At 62.9% G+C, this 19,300-nt stretch carries 22 protein-coding genes; 11 read left to right on the top strand and 11 right to left on the bottom strand.

What is annotated here, in order from left to right:
- Positions 1-29 precede the first annotated feature (29 nt).
- Complete coding sequence (locus tag ACIQC5_RS02880; RefSeq protein WP_400278264.1) at positions 30-857, bottom strand: general stress protein; 828 nt, start codon at positions 855-857, stop codon at positions 30-32.
- 76 nt (positions 858-933) lie between these two features.
- On the opposite strand from ACIQC5_RS02880, the gene ACIQC5_RS02875 reads away from it, so the two are divergent.
- From ACIQC5_RS02875 to ACIQC5_RS02865, 3 genes are read left to right on the top strand one after another with little or no spacing between them, the layout of a single operon-like run.
- Positions 934-2,217, top strand: a complete 1,284-nt coding sequence (locus ACIQC5_RS02875) for a magnesium transporter MgtE N-terminal domain-containing protein (protein ID WP_400278263.1) — start codon at positions 934-936, stop codon at positions 2,215-2,217.
- A complete protein-coding gene (locus tag ACIQC5_RS02870; RefSeq protein WP_400278261.1) occupies positions 2,198-2,938 on the top strand; it encodes a DUF1003 domain-containing protein in 741 nt (246 codons plus the stop codon). Before ACIQC5_RS02875 ends, ACIQC5_RS02870 begins: the two co-directional genes overlap by 20 nt.
- A 4-nt stretch (positions 2,939-2,942) precedes the next feature.
- Complete coding sequence (locus tag ACIQC5_RS02865) at positions 2,943-4,070, top strand: Mrp/NBP35 family ATP-binding protein (protein ID WP_400278259.1); 1,128 nt, start codon at positions 2,943-2,945, stop codon at positions 4,068-4,070.
- Positions 4,071-4,162: 92 nt separating this feature from the next.
- Here the strand turns inward: ACIQC5_RS02865 and ACIQC5_RS02860 are convergent, their stop codons facing one another.
- The 3 genes from ACIQC5_RS02860 to sigE are packed head-to-tail and all read right to left on the bottom strand — an operon-like array spanning position 4,163 to position 6,138.
- Positions 4,163-4,555 carry a Sec-independent protein translocase TatB gene (locus ACIQC5_RS02860; RefSeq protein WP_400278258.1) on the bottom strand — a complete coding sequence of 131 codons (393 nt, stop codon included), beginning with the start codon at positions 4,553-4,555 and terminating at the stop codon, positions 4,163-4,165.
- Positions 4,556-4,586: 31 nt separating this feature from the next.
- A complete protein-coding gene (locus tag ACIQC5_RS02855; RefSeq protein ID WP_400278256.1) occupies positions 4,587-5,507 on the bottom strand; it encodes a hypothetical protein in 921 nt (306 codons plus the stop codon).
- Between the two features lie 7 nt (positions 5,508-5,514).
- Positions 5,515-6,138 carry an RNA polymerase sigma factor SigE gene (gene sigE / locus ACIQC5_RS02850; protein ID WP_400278255.1) on the bottom strand — a complete coding sequence of 208 codons (624 nt, stop codon included), beginning with the start codon at positions 6,136-6,138 and terminating at the stop codon, positions 5,515-5,517.
- A gap of 237 nt (positions 6,139-6,375) precedes the next feature.
- On the opposite strand from sigE, the gene ACIQC5_RS02845 reads away from it, so the two are divergent.
- Entirely contained in the window at positions 6,376-7,008 is a 633-nt protein-coding gene (locus tag ACIQC5_RS02845; protein WP_400278253.1) for an O-methyltransferase, read from the top strand.
- Positions 7,009-7,093: 85 nt separating this feature from the next.
- Here the strand turns inward: ACIQC5_RS02845 and ACIQC5_RS02840 are convergent, their stop codons facing one another.
- The 4 genes from ACIQC5_RS02840 to ACIQC5_RS02825 form a co-directional block, all read right to left on the bottom strand.
- On the bottom strand, positions 7,094-7,261 hold the full coding sequence (locus ACIQC5_RS02840) for a DUF3117 domain-containing protein (protein WP_064721643.1): 168 nt from the start codon (positions 7,259-7,261) through the stop codon (positions 7,094-7,096).
- Between the two features lie 228 nt (positions 7,262-7,489).
- Complete coding sequence (locus ACIQC5_RS02835) at positions 7,490-8,674, bottom strand: hypothetical protein (RefSeq protein WP_400278686.1); 1,185 nt, start codon at positions 8,672-8,674, stop codon at positions 7,490-7,492.
- A gap of 80 nt (positions 8,675-8,754) precedes the next feature.
- On the bottom strand, positions 8,755-9,096 hold the full coding sequence (locus ACIQC5_RS02830) for a DivIVA domain-containing protein (protein WP_400278252.1): 342 nt from the start codon (positions 9,094-9,096) through the stop codon (positions 8,755-8,757).
- Positions 9,097-9,114: 18 nt separating this feature from the next.
- On the bottom strand, positions 9,115-9,954 hold the full coding sequence (locus ACIQC5_RS02825) for a TIGR00730 family Rossman fold protein (RefSeq protein WP_400278251.1): 840 nt from the start codon (positions 9,952-9,954) through the stop codon (positions 9,115-9,117).
- A 162-nt stretch (positions 9,955-10,116) separates the two neighbouring features.
- On the opposite strand from ACIQC5_RS02825, the gene ACIQC5_RS02820 reads away from it, so the two are divergent.
- From ACIQC5_RS02820 to ACIQC5_RS02805, 4 genes are all read left to right on the top strand, one after another.
- Positions 10,117-10,872, top strand: a complete 756-nt coding sequence (locus tag ACIQC5_RS02820; protein WP_400278249.1) for an amino acid ABC transporter ATP-binding protein — start codon at positions 10,117-10,119, stop codon at positions 10,870-10,872.
- A 54-nt stretch (positions 10,873-10,926) separates the two neighbouring features.
- Positions 10,927-11,805, top strand: coding sequence for a glutamate ABC transporter substrate-binding protein (locus ACIQC5_RS02815; protein WP_400278247.1), 879 nt, complete (start codon positions 10,927-10,929; stop codon positions 11,803-11,805).
- A 92-nt stretch (positions 11,806-11,897) separates the two neighbouring features.
- Positions 11,898-12,548: an amino acid ABC transporter permease gene (locus ACIQC5_RS02810; protein ID WP_400278246.1), complete on the top strand. Its 651-nt coding sequence runs from the start codon at positions 11,898-11,900 to the stop codon at positions 12,546-12,548.
- On the top strand, positions 12,545-13,402 hold the full coding sequence (locus ACIQC5_RS02805) for an amino acid ABC transporter permease (protein ID WP_400278244.1): 858 nt from the start codon (positions 12,545-12,547) through the stop codon (positions 13,400-13,402). The genes ACIQC5_RS02810 and ACIQC5_RS02805 overlap by 4 nt, the downstream gene beginning before the upstream one ends.
- Before the next feature lie 82 nt (positions 13,403-13,484).
- On the opposite strand, the gene dapE is transcribed toward ACIQC5_RS02805, so the two are convergent.
- On the bottom strand, positions 13,485-14,609 hold the full coding sequence (gene dapE, locus ACIQC5_RS02800; protein WP_400278243.1) for a succinyl-diaminopimelate desuccinylase: 1,125 nt from the start codon (positions 14,607-14,609) through the stop codon (positions 13,485-13,487).
- Positions 14,610-14,726: 117 nt separating this feature from the next.
- On the opposite strand from dapE, the gene dapD reads away from it, so the two are divergent.
- Together dapD and ACIQC5_RS02790 are read left to right on the top strand one after the other, a co-directional pair.
- Positions 14,727-15,740, top strand: coding sequence for a 2,3,4,5-tetrahydropyridine-2,6-dicarboxylate N-succinyltransferase (dapD, locus tag ACIQC5_RS02795; protein ID WP_400278242.1), 1,014 nt, complete (start codon positions 14,727-14,729; stop codon positions 15,738-15,740).
- 13 nt (positions 15,741-15,753) lie between these two features.
- Entirely contained in the window at positions 15,754-16,596 is an 843-nt protein-coding gene (locus ACIQC5_RS02790; protein WP_400278241.1) for a hypothetical protein, read from the top strand.
- A gap of 72 nt (positions 16,597-16,668) precedes the next feature.
- Here ACIQC5_RS02790 and ACIQC5_RS02785 read toward each other — a convergent pair whose 3' ends face one another.
- Both ACIQC5_RS02785 and ACIQC5_RS02780 read right to left on the bottom strand, forming a co-directional pair.
- Positions 16,669-17,280 carry a hypothetical protein gene (locus ACIQC5_RS02785; protein ID WP_400278239.1) on the bottom strand — a complete coding sequence of 204 codons (612 nt, stop codon included), beginning with the start codon at positions 17,278-17,280 and terminating at the stop codon, positions 16,669-16,671.
- A 62-nt stretch (positions 17,281-17,342) separates the two neighbouring features.
- Positions 17,343-17,969 (bottom strand): TetR/AcrR family transcriptional regulator, encoded by a 627-nt coding sequence (locus tag ACIQC5_RS02780; protein WP_400278237.1) that lies wholly within the window; start codon positions 17,967-17,969, stop codon positions 17,343-17,345.
- 80 nt (positions 17,970-18,049) lie between these two features.
- Here ACIQC5_RS02780 and galE point away from each other — a divergent pair, with 80 nt between their 5' ends.
- Positions 18,050-19,066 (top strand): UDP-glucose 4-epimerase GalE, encoded by a 1,017-nt coding sequence (galE, locus tag ACIQC5_RS02775; protein ID WP_400278236.1) that lies wholly within the window; start codon positions 18,050-18,052, stop codon positions 19,064-19,066.
- Positions 19,067-19,300: the final 234 nt, after the last annotated feature.

Below are 19,300 nucleotides of genomic sequence, written 5' to 3'. Positions count from 1 at the left end.
CCCTTCTTGCCTCTTTTGTCGATCCGTCGCTACTGCTTGGACGAACCATCGGCGTCGGATTGCTGGCCATCCTGCTGGGGAGCGTTCTGTGGTTCGTTGACGCGCACGCCGTACTGCGGGCGGCCGTCAGGCAGGTCCGGGTAGCGCACGGCAGCGGGAGCCGGGTTCTGGGCCGGCTGGTCGGCCGGAGAAGACTGGCCGTACTGCGGCGCCTGACTGGCAGGAGCACCAGGCTCGCTGGCTTCGGGTCCCCGCTGGCCGTAGGGGTCATTCCAGGTGGCCGGGCGTTCGGGTGCCTGTCCTGGCTGCTGGAACGGCGCATTCTGCGGGTTGTAGTTGCGCGCCTGGCCGGTCGCCGCTTCCGAAGGGTTCATCGGCAACTGGTGCAGGAGCCTGCGTGCCTCGTGCGCCGCCTCGAAGGCAACGATGACGTCATAGTTGGTGGCCACCACTTGGCTGGTGGACGTGAAGTCGCGCTTGCCGCGCTGCGTGGCATACGTGACGATGCCGAACAGCATGAAGAACGCGGCACCCATGAGCACCGAGGTGATGATCGAGAAGGGCCCGCCGGCGGGAGTGAAGAAGGACAACATGACGCCGACGAAGAGGCCGAACCACATGCCGCTCAAGGCCCCGGACAAGGCCACGCGCGGGTAGCTCAACCGACCGGTGACACGCTCCACCATCTTGAGGTCGTTGCCTACGATCGAAACGAGCTGGACCGGGAACTGCTGGTCCGCCAGGTAGTCCACCGCCTTCTGGGCATCCAAATACGAGGTGTACGAGCCCACGACGTCGCCTTGCGGGACGCTACGGGATTCCTCAGCGGCCTTGGGAGCACCAAAAATGTTAGACATAGCCCCATTGTGTCTCATGGACATGTGAAGAGGCTGGAATTCAGCTAAAAGAGAGCAGACTCGGTAGCCTGTAAACATGAGCACACATCCCTCACGCGTCTTTGTCGCGCGCTTGCTCGGACTGGACGTCTTCGACCCCTTGGGCGATCGTCTGGGCCGATTGCGCGATGTGGTTGTGCTCTCCCGCGGGACGCGCGGGGCACCCCACGTTGTGGGCATCGTCGTCGAAGTGCCTGGCAAGAAGCGTGTCTTCGTTCCCATGACCCGCATTACGTCCATCGACCAAACGCAGATTATCTGCACAGGTTTGGTTAACCTCCGCCGCTTCGAGCAACGCGGTGCTGAGACCTTGGTGGTCGCCGAGATGTTCGACCGCCGGGTTACCCTTGCCGATGGCAGCGGCGACGCCACGATCGAGGACATCGCCATGGACCAGCACCGTTCCAAGGACTGGTTTGTCAGCAAGTTGTTCGTCCGCCGCGGTCACTCCTTGTCGCCCTTGAGCCGCCTCCGCCGCAATGAAACCCTGATTATCGACTGGGCAGATGCCCAGACCGGGGCTCGCAACGAGCCCCAGGCGGCCACGCAGTTCGTTGCCACCCACGAAGACCTCAAGCCTGCCGACTTCGCCGAGGCCCTCCAGGAGATGAGCGACAAGCGCCGCTTCGAAGTGGCCAGCGAACTGCAGGATGAGCGTCTTGCAGACGTTCTGCAGGAACTCCCCGAAGACGACCAGGTGGAAATCCTGTCCGCCTTGGATGTTGAGCGTGCCGCGGATGTTCTTGAAGAGATGGACCCGGACGACGCCGCGGACCTCCTGGCCGAACTCCCCACGGCCCAAGCTGAAGAACTGCTGCAGTTGATGGAGCCCCAGGAAGCCGAAGATGTCCGCCGCCTCCTGGAATACGACGAAGACACCGCCGGTGGCCTGATGACTCCGGTGCCGGTGATCCTCCCGCCGGAAGCCACAGTGGCTGAAGCCTTGGCCCATGTGCGCCGCGAGGAACTGTCGCCCGCGTTGGCATCCTCCATTTTCATTGCACGTCCGCCCTTGGAGACGCCCACGGGGCGTTTCCTTGGCGTCGTCCACATACAGCAGCTCTTGCGCTTCCCACCGCCGGAACCCCTGGGCAACCTCGTGGACAAGAACCTGGAACCCCTCTCGGATCAGGCCCACATCAGCGAGGTAGCCCGGACCCTGGCCACGTACAACCTCAACTCGCTTCCCGTCGTCGACGACGACGGCCGTCTTGTGGGGGCGGTGACTGTTGATGACGTGCTGGATCACCTGTTGCCCGATGACTGGCGCGCCCACGAGGACGACGCCCCTATAAGGAAACTTGGAGGCCGCATTGGCTGATAACAACGCCTCACGATCCTCCAAGTCCTCGGGACGTGCAAGCAGCGCATTCGCCGGCCTGGATACGCCCCTGAGCGGGCGCAAACGCATTCTTCCGAAGTTCTCACCGGATCCGGACGCTTTCGGCAACGCGACCGAGGGCTTCGCCCGTTTTATGGGCACCCCGACGTTCCTGGTCTACATGACGATCTTCTGCGTGTTCTGGCTCGCCTGGAACACGTTCGCGCCCACGGACTGGCAGTTTGACCGGGTGGAACTGGGCTTCACTCTGTTGACCCTGATGTTGTCACTCCAGGCCTCCTACGCGGCTCCCCTGCTGCTGCTCGCGCAAAACCGCCAAGATGACCGGGACCGCGTATCGCTTCAGCAGGACCGCCAGCGGGCAGAACGGAATCTCTCCGACACCGAATACCTGACCCGTGAACTTGCCTCTCTGCGGATTGCACTCCGGGAAGTAGCCACCCGCGACTACGTCCGCGCAGAACTCCGGAGCCTGTTGGAAGACATGCTCGAAGCCCAGGAAGAACTCCGCGAGGCCGACACCGGGACCGAAAGCAGCGAATCGCCACGCGAGAAGGTCAAGGAAAAGCTGAAGGAAAAGCGTGACAAATCCCGCGGCCCGCGGACACAGCAGATCCCCAAGATCCGTCCGCAGCAGTCCGGGCCGCAACACTCCTCCGCAAGTCCCCCCGCTACCGAGAAGCCGGAAAGCCGAGCCTGACCGTATGAGCACCCCTTCTGCCGAGGCGCTCCAGGCTGCCTTGGCTACCGTCATTGATCCCGAACTCCGCCGCCCCATCACCGAACTCGGCATGGTGGACTCTGTCTCTGCCTCAGCCGACGGCACCGTTCACCTTGCCGTCCTGCTGACCATCGCCGGATGCCCTCTCCGGGAAACCATCACGGAGGACGCCACCAACGCCCTCTCCAGGGTCTCCGGAGTGACGGGCGTCGACGTCGAGCTCAAGGTCATGACCCAGGCCCAACGCGAGGCCTTGAAAGAACAATTGCGCGGACCGGGCGGGCAGCGCGGCATTCCGTTCACCAAGCCCGGTTCATTGACCAAGGTGTACGCGGTGGCCAGTGGTAAGGGAGGTGTAGGCAAGTCCTCCGTCACGGTCAACCTGGCCTGTGCATTGGCAGCCCAGGGGCTTCGCGTCGGCATTGTTGACGCCGACGTCCATGGCTTCTCTGTGCCCGCCCTCATGGGCATTACGCAAAAACCAACCCAGGTTGACGACATGATCCTGCCGCCCGTGGCCTACGGGGTGAAAGTGATCTCCATCGGCATGTTCGTTGCCGGCAACCAGCCTGTGGCTTGGCGCGGGCCGATGCTGCACAGGGCCTTGGAACAGTTCCTCACCGACGTATATTTCGGCGACCTCGATGCCCTGTTCCTGGACCTCCCGCCGGGCACTGGCGATATCGCCATTTCCGTGGCCCAACTCTTGCCGAACGCAGAGATCCTGGTGGTCACCACTCCCCAGGCTGCTGCGGCAGATGTCGCGGAGCGTGCCGGAACCATTGCTACGCAGACCGGGCAGAAGGTGGCGGGCGTCATCGAGAACATGTCCTTCCTGGAAATGCCCGACGGCGGCCGCATGGAACTGTTCGGAAGCGGAGGAGGCGCCCTCCTGGCAGAGCGACTCAGCGCCGCCGTGGGCAGCGACGTACCTCTCCTGGGCCAGATCCCTTTGGACATCCAGTTGAGGGAAGGCGGGGACGCAGGCAAGCCCGTGGTGCTGGCCGGACCCGACACCGTCGCAGCCCAGGCACTCGAAGGAATCGCGGGCAAGCTGGCCACGCGGCCCCGGGGCTTGTCCGGCATGCCTTTGGGGATCCAGCCCCGCTAAGGGTGCCATTCCACCTCAGCCCATCCAGGGCAGAAAGGCCTGCCGGCTGGCTCCAGACGGCTACGTTGCCAGGTGGCTACGTGGCTACGTGGCTACGTGGCTTCGGAATCGAAAGGCGCGGCTTCGCCGTCGGCAAGTCGTTCGATGGTCCGGACCGGGGCTTTGGGCGTGGATACTTCCACGGCGGCAGCAGCCGCGGCAGCGGGCGCTCCAGCGCTGACCGGCTTGGAGTCATCGTCCAGCAAAGCATCCTTGATGATGCGGCGCGGGTCATACTGCCGGGGGTCATATTTCTTCCAGTCGACTTCATCGATGTCGATGCCGACTTCTTCTTTGATCTGCTCGCGCGCGCCGGAGGCCATACGGCGGACTTCCTTGACCAGGTTCGCAAGCTTTTGAGTGTATTCGGGCAAACGGCTGGGACCGATGACGAGTACGCCGATAATCAGAAGGAGTATGAACTCCGGGCCGTTGATTCCAAACACGCTACGAAGATTACCTTGTCTGTGGTGCCGCTCATAAACCGGCGGGGCGGAGCAAGGTCCGGAGCCCGCGAACGAGCCTGTCGGACCATGCCTCGGAGTCTTGCGCGATCTGTGGAACAAGCATGGATTCCCCTGCCCGGACGAGTTCAGGGACGGCGTCGTCCGCCTTGTCCGCTGGCAGGTCAGAGGTGTAACTGAGGACTGTTGCCGATGTTCGATAGACGGCTTCCCACGGCGTTCCCTGGGTGATGGAAAGCTGCGCGGACGTGGAAGCTGAGGCTGCAGGCAGATCGGTCGCTTTCAGGTGCTCCTCCACTACCGTGGCGTAGTGGCCATTGCTTTCCAGCCGGAGCTCCACGGCCGGGTGGCCGTTGTGCATGGTGGCCTGAGCCGAAACCACCCGGAAGCCCATCGCTGAGAGTTCCGGGCAGGCCCAGCCGTCGTCGCGGAGCATGTCCAACTGATCTGAACTGAGACTGACCGTACTCCCGGCCGTGAACGCGGGCATCGCTGCGCCGTCCGAGTGGCCGCTGGTCAGAGCCCCGGATAGCAATCCCACGTCGTTGTTCCCGGCAAGCCGCGCCTCCGGCACGGGTTCGCCCCCGACGGCGTAGGCGGCTACGGCAAGTACGCCGGCGCTGACGGCCAAGCCGCCAGCTGCGACCCCCGCCATGCGGAGGCCACGCCACGTTCCCGGGCGTGAGGTGCCAGGCACAGCCAGGAAGTCCGGCTCTTGAGCGAGTCTTTCAGTGTGCTGAATCAGGCGGGCGGCCAGATCCTGGCTGGCCTCGGGCACGGACGCGCCACGGAGACGTTCGAGATACTGCCGCTCACGGTGCAGCGCGGACTTGCACTGCTCGCACGACTCTAAATGTTCAGGGCTTCGCGTGTGGCGCAGGGCAGCCAGTTTGCGCCGGGAAAACACGCCCGGTCCCAGTTTGCGTGGAGCCATTGACGGCCTAATGGAGACTTGCGATGCGTGGCATCTTCAGACGCGGCTTGCGTGCCTCGACCGGGCGTGGATCGCGGTGGGCGAGTTTCTCGCGCAGCATGGTGCGGCCACGGTGGATACGGGACCTGACGGTCCCCAGCTTCACGCCGAGCGCCTCGGCCACTTCGTCGTACGAAAGACCCTCAAGGTCGCAGAGCACGACGGCGGCACGGAAGTCGGGGGGCAGTTCTTCCAGTGCGCGCTGGACGTCGAGATCCAGGTTGTTGTGCTCGAAGCTCTGCTCAGGGCCGGGCTCCTTGCCAGGCAGGCGGGACTCTGCATCCTCTGCCAACGCGTCAAAGCGGATGCGGCTCTTGCGCCGGGCTTGGTCAAGGAACAAGTTGGTGGTGATCCTGTGCAGCCAGCCGTCCAGGGTTCCGGGCTTGAAGTTCTCCAGCGAACGGAACACCCTGACGAAGACCTCCTGCGTGAGGTCTTCGGCGTCGAACTTGTTGCCGGTGAGGCGATAGGCAAGGCGATACACCTTTGCGGAGTGGTTCGCCACCACTTCCTCCCAACTGGGCATGACCCAGTCAGATACGGCCTCAAGGCTTTCCGATGTTTGGACTGGCGCAGCATGCGATGCCGGCATCGTCCACTCCCCTCAAACTGTGGTTCACCGCAACTGGTTCGGTGCCGCCCACCACGTGGATGGCCGGACCAATATCATCCCAAGCTTGTCTGGGAATTACCTGACCGAAGCACGATTTCCACGCAAGGCGAAATACGACGCCGGACACAGCCACGGGGCGGCAACGAACACCGGGTTTGCCGGGCAGAACACAGTACTCTGGTACAAACACCCCCTACGCGCGGAAAGCGAACCTTCATGAGTGCCGACAAGTCAACCAGCTGGTCCTATGCAGAAGATCTGCCTGCTGAGGATGACGTCTTGTTGCGCGCCCGGGAGAGGTCCTTCGAACTCGGTGTTACTCCCATCAGCCCAGGCGTTGGGGCCGTGCTCACGGTGCTCGCAGCGGCCTCGAAAGCCCAGACCGTAGTTGAGGTGGGATCCGGTGCCGGCGTGTCCGGCGTCTGCCTTCTGCGCGGCCTCGGCCCACAGGCCGTCCTGACCACCATCGACGTCGACGTCGAACACCTCAAAGCCGCGCGCGAGGCATTCCTTGAATCCGGGAGCCCCGCCAACCGGACGCGCACCATTTCGGGCAGGGCTGCGGATGTGCTGCCCCGCCTGACTGACGCCGCGTACGACCTCGTCTTCATTGACGCGGACAAGCCCAACTTTCCGAGCTACGTGGAGCAGGCCGTCCGGTTGCTGAAGTCGGGCGGCACCCTGGTCATCAATGACGCACTGGACAAGGACCGGGTAGCCAACCCGGCGGCACGGGATACCACCACCGTGGTGCTGCGCCACGTTGGCAAGGCCATCCGCGACGACGAACGCCTGGCATCCGCGATGCTTCCCACCGGCGACGGCCTGTTGGTCGCCGTCAAGAAATAGCCACTCCGATTTCCGTTCGGCATCAACAAAAAAGCAGGGCCCCGGCTCCCGCCGGGCCCTGCTTTGTGAATCCGTAACTGCGAATCTATTCAGTAACGCCAACCAGGCATTCCTTGAGGTTCTCCGCTTCCGCGGCGTTGAGCTCGACCACAAGTCGTCCTCCGCCTTCGAGCGGCACACGCATAATCAGGCTGCGTCCCTCTTTGGTTACTTCCATAGGGCCGTCGCCAGTACGTGGTTTCATAGCCGCCATTAGGAAAATCCCCTCCATTTGTCCCAGGTCACGCCCAACCCGGCCGGGCTGGATCCGCGTCGCAATTGCAGCCGGCGGCAACGCTTGGGAGGCCGCCTTGGCCGGGCACCGTTTGAGTGCTTTGTCCTTGCTCGTAGTTCATTATCCCGTACTTACCCGTCCGTAGCGAATCAATGGACTAATTGTGCGGGCTTTGTACAAATTGCCGATCCGGGACAAAGCGCCTTGTCAGGGCGGGTAGTCGCCACCTCCGGGCAACTGCGCCCACGCCCACAGCCACACGACCCAGACGATTTGAAGCAGGACGAACATCACCACGACGGTCCCCCGGTATGCCTTCGACCTCGACAACAGCGCTGCGCCGAGCGCCAAGGGGAACAGCGGCAGGAGCATCCGGAATGTGCTGGTCTGGGGATGCAGGAACAGCAGCAGATACCCCATGTAGCTCGCACACCACAGCCGCAGCTCGGTGCCAAGAGCCCTGACCGGCTTGGACGTCATCAGCAGGACGAACAACCCGGCGAAGACGAAGGGCGCCAGTACACCCAGAACGGGGCCGAACAGCATCCTTCCGGTATCGAACCAGGGTTTGAACGGCACCAGGTCGTGGCCGCGCCATGCGGTTTCCGTCCGCGTGTACGCGGTCGGGTCGCCAGTGACGGCCCAAGCGATGGTCGGCCAAGCCAGGGCTCCCATGCAGGTAACTAGACCAAGGACGGCGAGGGCCACAAGCTCACGGGCTGACGTTCCCGGACTTGTTGGACTGCCAGGGGGTGGACGGAAACGCAGCCATAGCCGCCGCAGGAACAGCAGGCCCAGCATTGCTGCGAACGGAACCCCCGTAGGTCTGGAAAGACACATCAACAGGACTACGGGGATGGCCATCAGATAGTGACGCCGGACCACCAGCAGCAGCGCCGCTGCCAGGAGCAGGAGGTTCAGGGACTCTGCGTACGGTACCTGCAGGATCGGAGAAACCGGGAAAGTGGACACAAAAACCACTCCCCACATGGCCGTACGCCTGCCGGCAAACTCACCGAACAACCTGAAGATCACCAGGGCTGCCCCCAGGCCGGCCACCATCGCGATCGCCGTCAGTGCCTGCAGCGTTCCGAGTCCAGTGATCGCGCTCAGTCCTCGTGCGAGGAAAGGAAACAACGCATAGAAAGCCCAGGCGTTTTCCTTGACCACCCCGTTCTGGTCTACGGGCAATTCTGACGGGTAGCCGTTGTCCGCCGCTTCCGTATACCAGCGGCCATCCCAGATGGTGATGAAATTCCAGTAGTCAGGTGCCGGCGGGAACCACGGATTCGCACCTTGGTGGATTGCTGCTGCCATGAAGATGGCGGCACTGACCAAGCGCGCTGCAACGAAGACCAGAGCCACTTGCAGCCACCATGGCCATCCCGCTATCCGTTTCGCCGCGGCGGCCAAGCCTCGCGCAAGGTGGACAGCAGGTCCGGCCCCCGTGTCCCGGGAAGGCGCAGGGGAGGTCACGGTGTGGCCCGGCTGGACCCGCCATCCTCCACCCGTGCCTGGGTCAAGGCAGTCAGCCGCCGGATCTCCCGGTCCTTGGCAGCCAGCTGATCGCGAAGCTCATCGAGGACTTGGTCCACCTGGTCCATCCGGTACCCCCGCAGCCCCAGCGCAAAGCGCACGCCATCGACGTCGGAAGCCTTGGCCTCTGACGGCAGCAATACCGGTGGCAGGTTGGGCACGGGATCGTCAAACCCCGCTCCCATCGAACGCCCCCGGACGATTCCAGCTCCGAGAAACAATGCGGCGCCAATAAGGACAATCGCGAGAAACACCAGGAAAAAGCTCACAGCCACCATCGTGCCAGAAAGAGGAGCCTATTCCGGGCGCTGGTTTCCGTTGGTGCCTGCCGGCAGCGGACTCCCATGCAGCACGCGATGTACAGCGTCCGCGGGATCGTCTGCCAACTGGATCAGGTCCAGGTCCTTTTCCGACACCATGCCCTCGCCCACCAGAGTGTCCCGGATCCACTCGATCATGGGGCCCCAGAAGCGGACGCCCAGCAGCACAATCGGGAACGACGTCACCTTGCGCGTCTGCACCAGAACCATGGCTTCGAACAGTTCATCGAGGGTTCCGAGCCCGCCAGGCAACACCACGAAGCCCTGCGCATACTTGACGAACATGGTTTTGCGGGCAAAGAAGTACCGGAAGTTGATGCCCAGGTCCACCCACTGGTTGAGGCCCTGCTCGAAAGGCAACTCGATACCGAGTCCGACGGAGACGCCGTTGCCCTCCACCGCTCCTTTGTTGGCTGCTTCCATGGATCCGGGGCCGCCGCCGGTGATCACGGCGACGCCGGCTTCGGCCAACTTGCGTCCCACTTCGACGGCCATCTCGTAATACTCAGTGCCGGGCTTGGTGCGTGCAGAACCGAAAACGCTCACTGCGGGGCCAAGATCTGCCAAGGCTCCAAAGCCCTCAACGAATTCACTCTGGATCCTCAGGACACGCCAGGGGTCGGTATGGATGAATTGGCCGGCACCGCGCGAATCGAGCAAATGTTGATCGGACATTCCCGCATCGGCCTGTTTGCGCCGAAGCTCCAGAGGCCCCTTGTGCTTGGCTGGCGCAATGGCGGAAGGAAGCGGCGCAGTAGTGCCTGCGGCGCGGCCATTGGCATCTGGGTTGGGAACTGGGTGCTGGCTGATGCTCATGGCCCAAGGCTAGCGCGGTAAATGCGCCTTCGGCGCCAGTTGGCCGGGTGTTGCATTGCAGTCTGGTATCTGGCTGGAGAGCAGGTTTCTGTTCAGTCACGATCTGGAGGAAGTTGGCGTGACCGTGGTCATATTCGCCGCTTTGTTCGCTAGATTCGTCCTATGACTACTCAAGTGTCCGGCGATGCGCTCGTCTCCCTGAACAGCGTCAACAAACACTACGGTCAATTGCACGTCCTCAAGGACATCAACCTTCAGGTTCGGAAGGGTGAAGTCGTCGTGGTCATCGGGCCGTCCGGCTCTGGTAAGTCCACGTTGTGCCGTGCCATCAACCGTTTGGAAACGATCGACGACGGCGATATCGCGATCGATGGGAAGAAGCTTCCCGAAGAAGGCAAGGACCTCGCCCACCTACGGGCCGACGTCGGAATGGTATTTCAATCCTTCAACCTCTTCGCCCACAAGACGATCCTTGAGAACGTCACGTTGGGACCGATCAAGGTGAAGGGTGTTGCCAAGGGCACCGCGGAGCGGGAGGCCATGGCACTTCTGGAACGTGTGGGCGTGGGCCACCAGGCGCCCAAGCTACCGGCCCAATTGTCCGGTGGCCAGCAGCAGCGTGTGGCCATTGCCCGAGCGCTTGCCATGAAGCCCAAGGTCATGCTGTTCGACGAGCCCACCTCGGCTTTGGACCCCGAAATGATCAATGAGGTCCTCGACGTCATGATCCAACTGGCCAAGGAGGGCATGACCATGATCGTGGTCACCCACGAGATGGGCTTCGCCCGCAAGGCAGCAGACCGCGTGGTGTTCATGGCCGACGGCCAGATCGTGGAGGACGCCTCTCCCGAAGAATTCTTCACGAATCCGAAGAGCAACCGCGCCAAGGATTTCCTGTCCAAGCTCTTGACCCACTAGCTCCTTACAGCCCGCACCCCGGCCGTAAGGCGGCCATCCAATGAAAGGAACGTCATGAAGTCTCTTATTACCCGGAGGAAGTCACTCCTGGTTGCCGCATCGGCCGTGCTGGCTCTTTCGCTGAGCGCTTGCGGCGGCGGAAGCGGCTCGACGCCTGCCCCCGTTGCCTCGGCGAGCTTTGCTGCCGGCACCACGATGGAAAAGCTTAACAAGGCCGGCAAGATCACCATCGGTACCAAGTTCGACCAGCCTCTGTTCGGCCAGAAGGGCCTGGACGGCAAGCCTGTCGGCTTCGACGTCGAAATCGGCAAGGCAATCGCTGCGCAGCTCGGCATCGCCCCAGACAAGATCGAATGGGTGGAGACAGTTTCCGCCAACCGTGAACCGTTCATTGAGCAGGGCCGCGTTGACATCGTCATCGCCACCTACACCATCAACGCCGCCCGCAAGGAAAAGGTCTCCTTCGCAGGCCCGTACTACGAAGCCGGCCAGGCGCTGCTGGTGAACAAGGACGACAACTCCATCACCAAGCCAGAGGACGTCAAGGGCAAGAAGGTTTGCTCGGTGACAGGTTCCACCCCGGCGAAGACCATCGTTGACAAGTACGGCGCTGAACTCGTTCCTGCGGCCAACTACACCGCTTGCCTCGAGCCGCTGCGCAACAAGCAGGTTGTGGCCGTTACCACTGACAACGTGATCCTCGCCGGTTACGTGGACAAGGAACCTGAGGCCTTCAAGCTGGCTTCTGAGGAGACGTTCACCAAGGAGCCCTACGGCATCGGCCTGAAGAAGGACGACACCGCGTTCCGCACGTGGATCAACGACCAGCTGGAAGCTTTCGCAAAGGACGACACCTACAAGAAGGCTTGGGAAGCCACTGCGGGCAAGGTCATCAAGACCGTTCCCGAGCTCCCCACCATCGACCGCTACTAGCCGGAATCCGGTGGCTGTCGCCCTCTTCACGGGGAGGGCGGCGGCCACCGACCTTAGGATTCAATCCCTTTCCGCCGCAGCCGAAGGAAGCCATGGACGCCATCTTCGAAAGCCTCCCCCAATACTGGGACGGATTTCTCCGAACCCTGTTTCTCGCCGTCGTATCCGGGGTGATTGCACTCGCCGTCGGTACTCTGCTGGCAGCCATGCGCGTCTCGCCGGTGGCAGCCTTGCGAGGCTTCAGCACGTTCTACGTTGAAGTCGCCAGAAACACCCCGCTCACCATCATTTTCTTTTTCTCAGCAATCGTTCTCCCCCGCTTGGGCGTTAAGTTCGAGCAATTCGAAGTCGCCGCCATCATTGCGCTCAGCAGCTACACAGCCGCTTTCGTCGCCGAAGCCGTGCGATCAGGCGTGAACAGCGTTCCCGTCGGACAGGCCGAAGCTGCCCGCAGCATCGGCATGACGTTCACCCAGGTGCTCGGATTCATCGTCCTGCCACAAGCAGTCCGTACCGTTGTGCCGCCACTGATCAACATCATGATCGCCTTGGTCAAGAACTCGTCCGTTGCCGGTGCCTTCTTCGTCCTTGAACTGTTCGGCTATGGCCTCCAGCTGTCCAACAGCCGTGGTGACGCCGTCATGTGGATCCTGATCGGCGTGGCGTTCTTCTACCTGCTGATCACAGTGCCCCTCGGCCTCTTGGCCCACTTTGTCGAGAAAAAGGTGGCGATCGCCCGATGACTTCGGTTCTGTACGACGTACCGGGCCCCAAGGCCCGCCGCATTTCGCTCATTGGTTCCGTGCTCGGTTCCATCATCATTGCCGGCGGCGTGGTGGGAGCCATCGTCATCCTGTCGTCGCAGGGAATTTTCAACGCTTCCCGATGGGAAGTGTTCGTCAACGAGTCAGCCAAGGACGTGTGGACGCAACTCGGTTTGGGCGTGCTCGCCACGCTGCAGGCTGCTGGTGTGGCCGCAGTAATTGCGTTCCCGTTGGGCGTCGCCTTGTGCCTGCTCCGTATCTCGCTGATTTCCTGGGTCCGGGTTCCCACCCAGGTGGTGCTTGAGTTCCTCCGCGGCATGCCCGTGGTCCTCATGATCCTGTTCGTGCTCCTGGTGTTTGCCACCAGCCCCTTCGTGGCTGTTGTCAGCGGCCTTGTCCTGTACAACGCAGCGATCTTCGCGGAAATCCTGCGCGCCGGCATCCAGTCACTGCCGAAGGGACAGCGCGAGGCCGGCTTGGCTATCGGCCTGCGCAGCTTCCAGTCGCGGATGAGCATCGAGTTCCCGCAGGCAATCCGGCGCATGCTCCCGTCGCTCATTGCACAGCTCGTGGTCCTCCTCAAGGACACTTCACTGGGCTACATCGTGGCGTACGAGGAATTGCTGCGGAAGGTCAAGCTCATTTCGGACCTCGAGCCAAGCCTGTTGTTCTCGGCCTTCTTCGTCGGTGCCGCGATCTACATCCTCATCAACCTCTCCGTGTCGCGTCTGGCGATCTGGATCGAACGCCGCGGGTCCAAGAAGGCTGCCGGTGGAGTCGCTTCCGCCATCAAGACAGTTGACCTCCAGGTCGACGCCGGCGGGCCTAAATAAGGGGTCTGCCGCCCAGCACCAGCTTCATACAAGGAAGGTCCGCAGCCACCTGGCGCGGACCTTCCTTGTCTGACCGTGGTTCTTAGCCGGCCAGCCACGTCCTGAGTGCACGGAGGCACTCACGGATGGCATCGGCGTCGACGTGTTCGTTGTCCTTGTGTGCCAGCAGTGGATCACCGGGCCCGAAGTTCACTGCCGGGATGCCCAGCTCGCTGAAGCGCGCGACGTCGGTCCATCCGTATTTGGGTTTGGGCTCAGCACCGACCGCGGCAACGAAGGACGCCGCGGCAGGGTGGTTCAGTCCGGGCCGCGCGCCGGCGGCAGCATCCGTTCGGACGACGTCGAAGCCTTCCAGCAGTTCCCGTACATGGGCCTCGGCCTGATCGGGGGTCTTGTCCGGAGCAAAGCGGTAGTTAATCTCCACCACGCACCGGTCCGGAATGACATTTCCGGCTGTGCCGCCGTTGATCTTCACCGCATTGAGGCTTTCGCGGTAATCGAGTCCGTCCACATTGATGGTGCGTGGCTCGTATGCTGCCAGGCGCGCCAGGATGGGTGCCGCAGCATGAATGGCGTTGCTGCCCATCCATGCACGCGCAGAGTGGGCCGTTTCGCCGATGGTGGTGGCCTCGAAGCGGCTGGTGCCGTTGCAGCCACCCTCAACGGTGCCGTGCGTCGGTTCCAGCAGAATGGCGAAATCGCCGTTCAGCAGGTCCCCGTGGTTGCGGACCAACCTGCCGAGGCCACTCTTCACGGCTTCCACTTCCTCATGGTCGTAAAAGACAAAGGTGACATCCTTGTCCGGTTGCCGACCGCCGTCGAACAATGTTGCCGCAAGTGCGAGCTGCACAGCGACACCACCCTTCATGTCCGTGGTCCCGCGGCCGTACAGCACGCCCTCGCCTGGGATACCGGACTCCCACGTGGCGGGAACCGTGCCCAATGAACCATCCACCGTGGGCAGCGGAACAGTGTCCAAGTGCCCGGCCAGTATGACCCGCTCGGCGCGTCCAAGTTCGGTGCGGGCGATGATCGCATCACCGTCACGAACCACCGAGTACTCGGGAATCGCGCGCAAGGCGAATTCAACGGCGTCGGCAAGTTCGGTCTCGTTGCCGGAGACGCTGTTGACGTCGATCAACGCGGCTGTCAGAACGGCGACGTCCTGGCGCAGGTCAAGAAGGGCGAAGGCGGGGTTTAGGGTCACACCTCCACTTTAAGGGGCATTGTTGGTGCTTCAGGCACTCAGGAACCACCACAAATGCGACCTGTAGCGGATGAGACGGGTTTCAGCCGATCTGGGCGTGCTGGATACACTGGGGCCATGACTGAAACTGCTTCCTCTGCTGTGCCCGCAAACAACCGTTCCGCCTACGGATTTGGCCTCGCCACCATTGCCACCTCGGCCTCCGGGGAAGCAACAGTACTGGATGTCTGGTACCCGGCACCGGCCCTCGGCGTTGCAGCCGAGACCCTGCGCGACGTCGAGAACGCCGACCCCTCGCTGACCGCCCTCGCAGCCGAAGGCGCCGACGCCGACCGCGGCACCGAACAGAAGGTAGTCTTCGCCCAGATCGACCTCGACGCCCCCCCTGCAGATACCGCTGACGCTTACCTTCGCCTCCACCTGCTGTCGCACCGCTTGGTCAAGCCGAACAGCATCAACTTGGACGGCGTTTTCGGCAAGCTCCCGAACGTCGTGTGGACCAACTTCGGCCCGGCCGCCGTCGAAGGGTTCGAACTGACCCGCGCGCGCCTGCGCAAGCGCGGCGCTGTTGTGGTTTACGGCGTGGACAAGTTCCCGCGCATGGTGGACTACGTGGTTCCCACCGGTGTCCGCATTGCCGACGCCGACCGCGTTCGCCTTGGTGCCCACCTCGCCGAAGGCACCACCGTGATGCACGAAGGCTTCGTGAACTTCAACGCCGGCACCCTTGGCACGTCCATGGTCGAGGGCCGCATCTCCGCTGGCGTTGTGGCCGGCGACGGCACGGACGTGGGCGGTGGAGCCTCCATCATGGGCACGCTATCGGGCGGCGGCAAGGAAAAGATTGCCTTGGGTGAGCGCGTGCTCCTGGGCGCCAACTCGGGCGTGGGTATCAGCATCGGTGACGATTCCGTCGTCGAAGCCGGCCTCTACGTGACCGCCGGTACCCGTGTACGCATTTCCGGTCCGAAGGACGAAAACGGCGAGGACACCAGCAAGATCATCAAGGCCGTGGAGCTCTCGGGTGTCCCCAACCTGCTTTTCCGCCGCAACTCCACCACGGGCGGCGTTGAGGTCCTGGCACGTAAGGGCCAGACAGTTGAGCTGAACGAGGCACTTCACGCCAACTAGCAGGAGAGAAGCAATGCGCCGGTTCCGCCGCGCCATCGTTGCGGTGCTGGCCCTGGCGCTCGTGGCCGGCGCCATCTACGCAATAGTTGCTGTGCTGCAGCGCTCCGAGACCCTCGTCACGGAGCGCTGCGTCGCCGTCGTCGGTTCTGAGAGCTTCGAACTGGCCACAGACCAGGCGGCCAACGCTTCTCTGATCACAGCGATCGCCGTGCAACGCGGCCTGCCGCCGCGTGCTGCGAGCATCGCGCTTGCCACGGCCATGCAGGAATCCCGGCTGCGAAACATCAACTACGGCGACCAGGCCGGACCGGACTCACGCGGCCTCTTCCAACAGCGGCCCTCGCAAGGCTGGGGCACGGAGGCACAGGTCATGGACCCCGTCTACGCCGCGAATGCCTTCTACGACGGACTCATCAAAGTGCCGGGATACGAGACGATGGAAATCACGCAAGCCGCCCAGACGGTCCAGCGGTCGGCCTTCCCCCGGGCCTATGCGCAGCACGAAGGCATGGGTCGCGCCTTCGCTTCGGCCCTCACCGGGCACTCGGAGTCGTCACTGGATTGCACCCTGCGCATGCCGGAAGCTGCCGGGGACCCCAGTGATGTCACGACAGGAATTGCGACAGCATTCGGCCCCCTGCCGGCGACAGTCCAAGGCCGTTCGGTCCAATTGGACGTGACAGGCACGCAAGCCTGGGCGGTCGCCCACTGGGCCGTAGCCAACGCCAAGGCTTTGTCCATCACACAGGTGGACGTGGGCGGGCAGACATGGAACCGCGAGAAACGGAACGGCTGGGAGGCCTCAGCTGCCCCGGCAGAAACGGTGACCATCACAGTTTCCGCGCCAGCGACCTGAGTTTTTTTGTACAGCTCCTGCCCTCAAAGACGCCGCTGGAGCCTAAACGGCGTTAGCTCTACAAGAACTCCATCACGCGAGGATCTCCACCACGGGCTGGACGTAGCTGCGGAACATTTCGGGTTCGGACAGCAGTTTGTGGCTCATGATCATGGTGCTGGGTTCCAAGTACCATGCGCGCGGCTCGTTCAGGGGCAGCTCAATGATGGTGAGATCGAAGTCCCTGGAACTACGGCCCACTTCAAGGAGCCGGTCCTCCACCATTTCGTTCAGCACCTGCGTCATCCCGTTGGTCTCGCGGATGGCTTCGATTTTGGAGTACTCCTCGATGCGGTCTTCAGCCCAGCCCAGTGCGGCTCCAAAGTGTGCCTGCAGGACTCGTTGCAGCGCAGGAGAGTTTCCAAACGCATGGAAGCTCGGCGGCGCCAACTCGAGTGCAGGTTTGGGATAGGACTTGAGGAGCTTGTCCCACCAGGCTTCCCATTCCGTCTTCAAAGCATGGACCCCACCCACCTCAGCGGTGAGGTGGGTGTGGTCAGCGTGCCGGACTTTGGGGGCAGCATGCGACAACAACGGCCTGCCCGCGCCGTCCAGTCCGGCTACGTCCCGCAAGTACAGGGCGATGAGCATCGGCCCGGAAGTATCCATGGTGATGCGCCATCCCGGGCCGCCTGACTCATGCATCCGATCGCCTTCCCTTGGCAGGACTCCGACATCACCCAGTCTATTCCCGTTGGGCCCAGAGGTTAACGGGAAGCTGAAAGCCCGCTGAATGCCGCCAAATGGGCCGTGAGGACATCGCTGCATACCTGGGCGGTCATCCACTCCGGTTGAAGCAGGGCGTGCATGCAGAGCCCGTCCATGGTGGCAAGGAGCCGTTCCGCCTCTGTGACCAAGATCTGCTGCACAGCGTCTTCACCGGGGCTCAGGAGCATGATCAGACGCCCGACGACGGCGGCCACCGCGCGGTGGCTGCGCTCGGCCTCGGCGGCCAGCACGGGCTTGATTCTGGCAGCGTGGCGGAATGCCATCCAGACACAGGCGTCCACCGCAAGCTCTTCGTCCAGGGGCAGGACTTGACCCAAAAGGTTCAAGACGGCCGAGAGCTGTTCCGGGGTGCCCGATACCTCTTTTTCGACATTGACAAGGCTGGCTTCGAGCCGCCCAACAATCCGGTTGATGACTGTGGCAAATGAGAAGACCAAAAGTTCGTCGCTGCTGGCGAAGTAGTGGCGCACCGACCCTACAGCCAAGCCCGCTTCATCGGCCACCTCCCGAAGGGATGCCCGTTCCAAGCCGTCGCTTGCAATGATCCGGAATACAGCGTCTACTACGTCCTGGCGCCGGGCTTCGGCATCAACAATTTTGGGCACCAGTATTTTTTAGCACGAACGTGCTTCAACCTCGCTCAACACTGCGCGGCGTGGCTCCGATTTCCGATAGCGTAGACATCATGAAAATCCTTGTCACGGGTGGCACCGGCTATATCGGTTCGCACACCGTTCTGTCCCTTCAGGAAGCCGGCCACGACGTCGTCGTGCTCGATAACCTCGTGAACTCCAGCGAAGAGTCCCTGCGCAGAGTCTCGGAGCTTACCGGCAAGGCAGCTGCCTTCCACAACGTGGATCTGGTGGACGAGCCCGCCGTCGAGTCCGTCTTCGACCAGCACAAGATTGACGCCGTGATCCACTTCGCCGGGCTCAAGGCAGTCGGCGAGTCCGTTCAGGAACCCCTGGCCTACTACTACAACAACATTGTGGGCACACTGAACCTGCTCCGGGCCATGGACAAGCACGACGTACGCTCGATCGTCTTCAGCTCCTCCGCCACCGTGTACGGCGAGCACAACCCGATCCCCTACATCGAAAAGATGGAAATCGGCGCCAACAACCCGTATGGACGCACCAAGGAACAGATCGAGGACATCCTCTCGGACCTGGGCAACGCGGACGACCGCTGGCATATCGCACTGCTGCGCTACTTCAACCCGGTGGGGGCACACCCGTCCGGACGGATCGGCGAGGACCCGCAGGGCATACCGAACAACCTCGTCCCGTTCATCGCACAGGTGGCCGTGGGACGCCGTGAGAAGCTCATGGTCTTCGGCGGCGACTACGACACCCCTGACGGAACCTGCCAGCGCGACTACATCCACGTGGTGGACCTCGCCGAAGGCCACGTGGCGGCTCTGAACTACATTGCCGAACGCCCCGGCGTCCGCCGCTGGAACCTTGGCTCGGGCAAGGGTTCGTCCGTACTTGAGGTTCTGCGCTCGTTCGAAAAAGCTGTAGGCCACGAACTCCCCTACGAGATCACCGGCCGCCGCGCGGGCGACCTCCCTGCATTCTGGGCAGACGCGTCTTCGGCCCTGGCAGATCTCGGCTGGTCCACCACCAAAACCGTGGACCAGATGTGCGAGGACCACTGGCGCTGGCAGAAAAACAACCCGTACGGGTACAACGCTTCCTAACAACAACGCGGGGTCACTTAGGGCCCATTTCGGCCTGCATTATGGGCCCTAAGTGACCCCGCGTTGCTTTATCAACGTCGGAACCAACGACGGCGGGGGGCCCCCCCCCCGGGGGGGGGGGGGGGGGGGGGGGGGTGGGGGGGGTGGGGGGGGGGGGTGGGGGGGGGTTGGGGGGGGCGGGGGGGGCCGGGGTGGGGGGGGGGGGGGGGGGTTGGGGGCGCAGAGTGGGCCCCG

Source organism: Paenarthrobacter sp. NPDC092416, assembly GCF_044755025.1.
GTDB lineage: Bacteria > Actinomycetota > Actinomycetes > Actinomycetales > Micrococcaceae > Arthrobacter.
This window is presented reverse-complemented; position numbering and strand designations above follow the sequence as displayed.

Excerpts from the sequence above, each read along its gene's own strand:
- ACIQC5_RS02880 (WP_400278264.1), bottom strand. The coding sequence starts at position 857 with ATGTCTAACATTTTTGGTGCTCCCAAGGCCGCTGAGGAATCCCGTAGC.
- ACIQC5_RS02875 (WP_400278263.1), top strand. The coding sequence starts at position 934 with ATGAGCACACATCCCTCACGCGTCTTTGTCGCGCGCTTGCTCGGACTG.
- ACIQC5_RS02865 (WP_400278259.1), top strand. The coding sequence starts at position 2,943 with ATGAGCACCCCTTCTGCCGAGGCGCTCCAGGCTGCCTTGGCTACCGTC.
- ACIQC5_RS02855 (WP_400278256.1), bottom strand. The coding sequence starts at position 5,507 with ATGGCTCCACGCAAACTGGGACCGGGCGTGTTTTCCCGGCGCAAACTG.
- sigE (WP_400278255.1), bottom strand. The coding sequence starts at position 6,138 with ATGCCGGCATCGCATGCTGCGCCAGTCCAAACATCGGAAAGCCTTGAG.
- ACIQC5_RS02845 (WP_400278253.1), top strand. The coding sequence starts at position 6,376 with ATGAGTGCCGACAAGTCAACCAGCTGGTCCTATGCAGAAGATCTGCCT.
- ACIQC5_RS02840 (WP_064721643.1), bottom strand. The coding sequence starts at position 7,261 with ATGGCGGCTATGAAACCACGTACTGGCGACGGCCCTATGGAAGTAACC.
- ACIQC5_RS02830 (WP_400278252.1), bottom strand. The coding sequence starts at position 9,096 with ATGGTGGCTGTGAGCTTTTTCCTGGTGTTTCTCGCGATTGTCCTTATT.
- ACIQC5_RS02825 (WP_400278251.1), bottom strand. The coding sequence starts at position 9,954 with ATGAGCATCAGCCAGCACCCAGTTCCCAACCCAGATGCCAATGGCCGC.
- ACIQC5_RS02820 (WP_400278249.1), top strand. The coding sequence starts at position 10,117 with ATGACTACTCAAGTGTCCGGCGATGCGCTCGTCTCCCTGAACAGCGTC.
- ACIQC5_RS02815 (WP_400278247.1), top strand. The coding sequence starts at position 10,927 with ATGAAGTCTCTTATTACCCGGAGGAAGTCACTCCTGGTTGCCGCATCG.
- ACIQC5_RS02810 (WP_400278246.1), top strand. The coding sequence starts at position 11,898 with ATGGACGCCATCTTCGAAAGCCTCCCCCAATACTGGGACGGATTTCTC.
- ACIQC5_RS02805 (WP_400278244.1), top strand. The coding sequence starts at position 12,545 with ATGACTTCGGTTCTGTACGACGTACCGGGCCCCAAGGCCCGCCGCATT.
- dapD (WP_400278242.1), top strand. The coding sequence starts at position 14,727 with ATGACTGAAACTGCTTCCTCTGCTGTGCCCGCAAACAACCGTTCCGCC.
- ACIQC5_RS02790 (WP_400278241.1), top strand. The coding sequence starts at position 15,754 with ATGCGCCGGTTCCGCCGCGCCATCGTTGCGGTGCTGGCCCTGGCGCTC.
- ACIQC5_RS02785 (WP_400278239.1), bottom strand. The coding sequence starts at position 17,280 with ATGCATGAGTCAGGCGGCCCGGGATGGCGCATCACCATGGATACTTCC.
- galE (WP_400278236.1), top strand. The coding sequence starts at position 18,050 with ATGAAAATCCTTGTCACGGGTGGCACCGGCTATATCGGTTCGCACACC.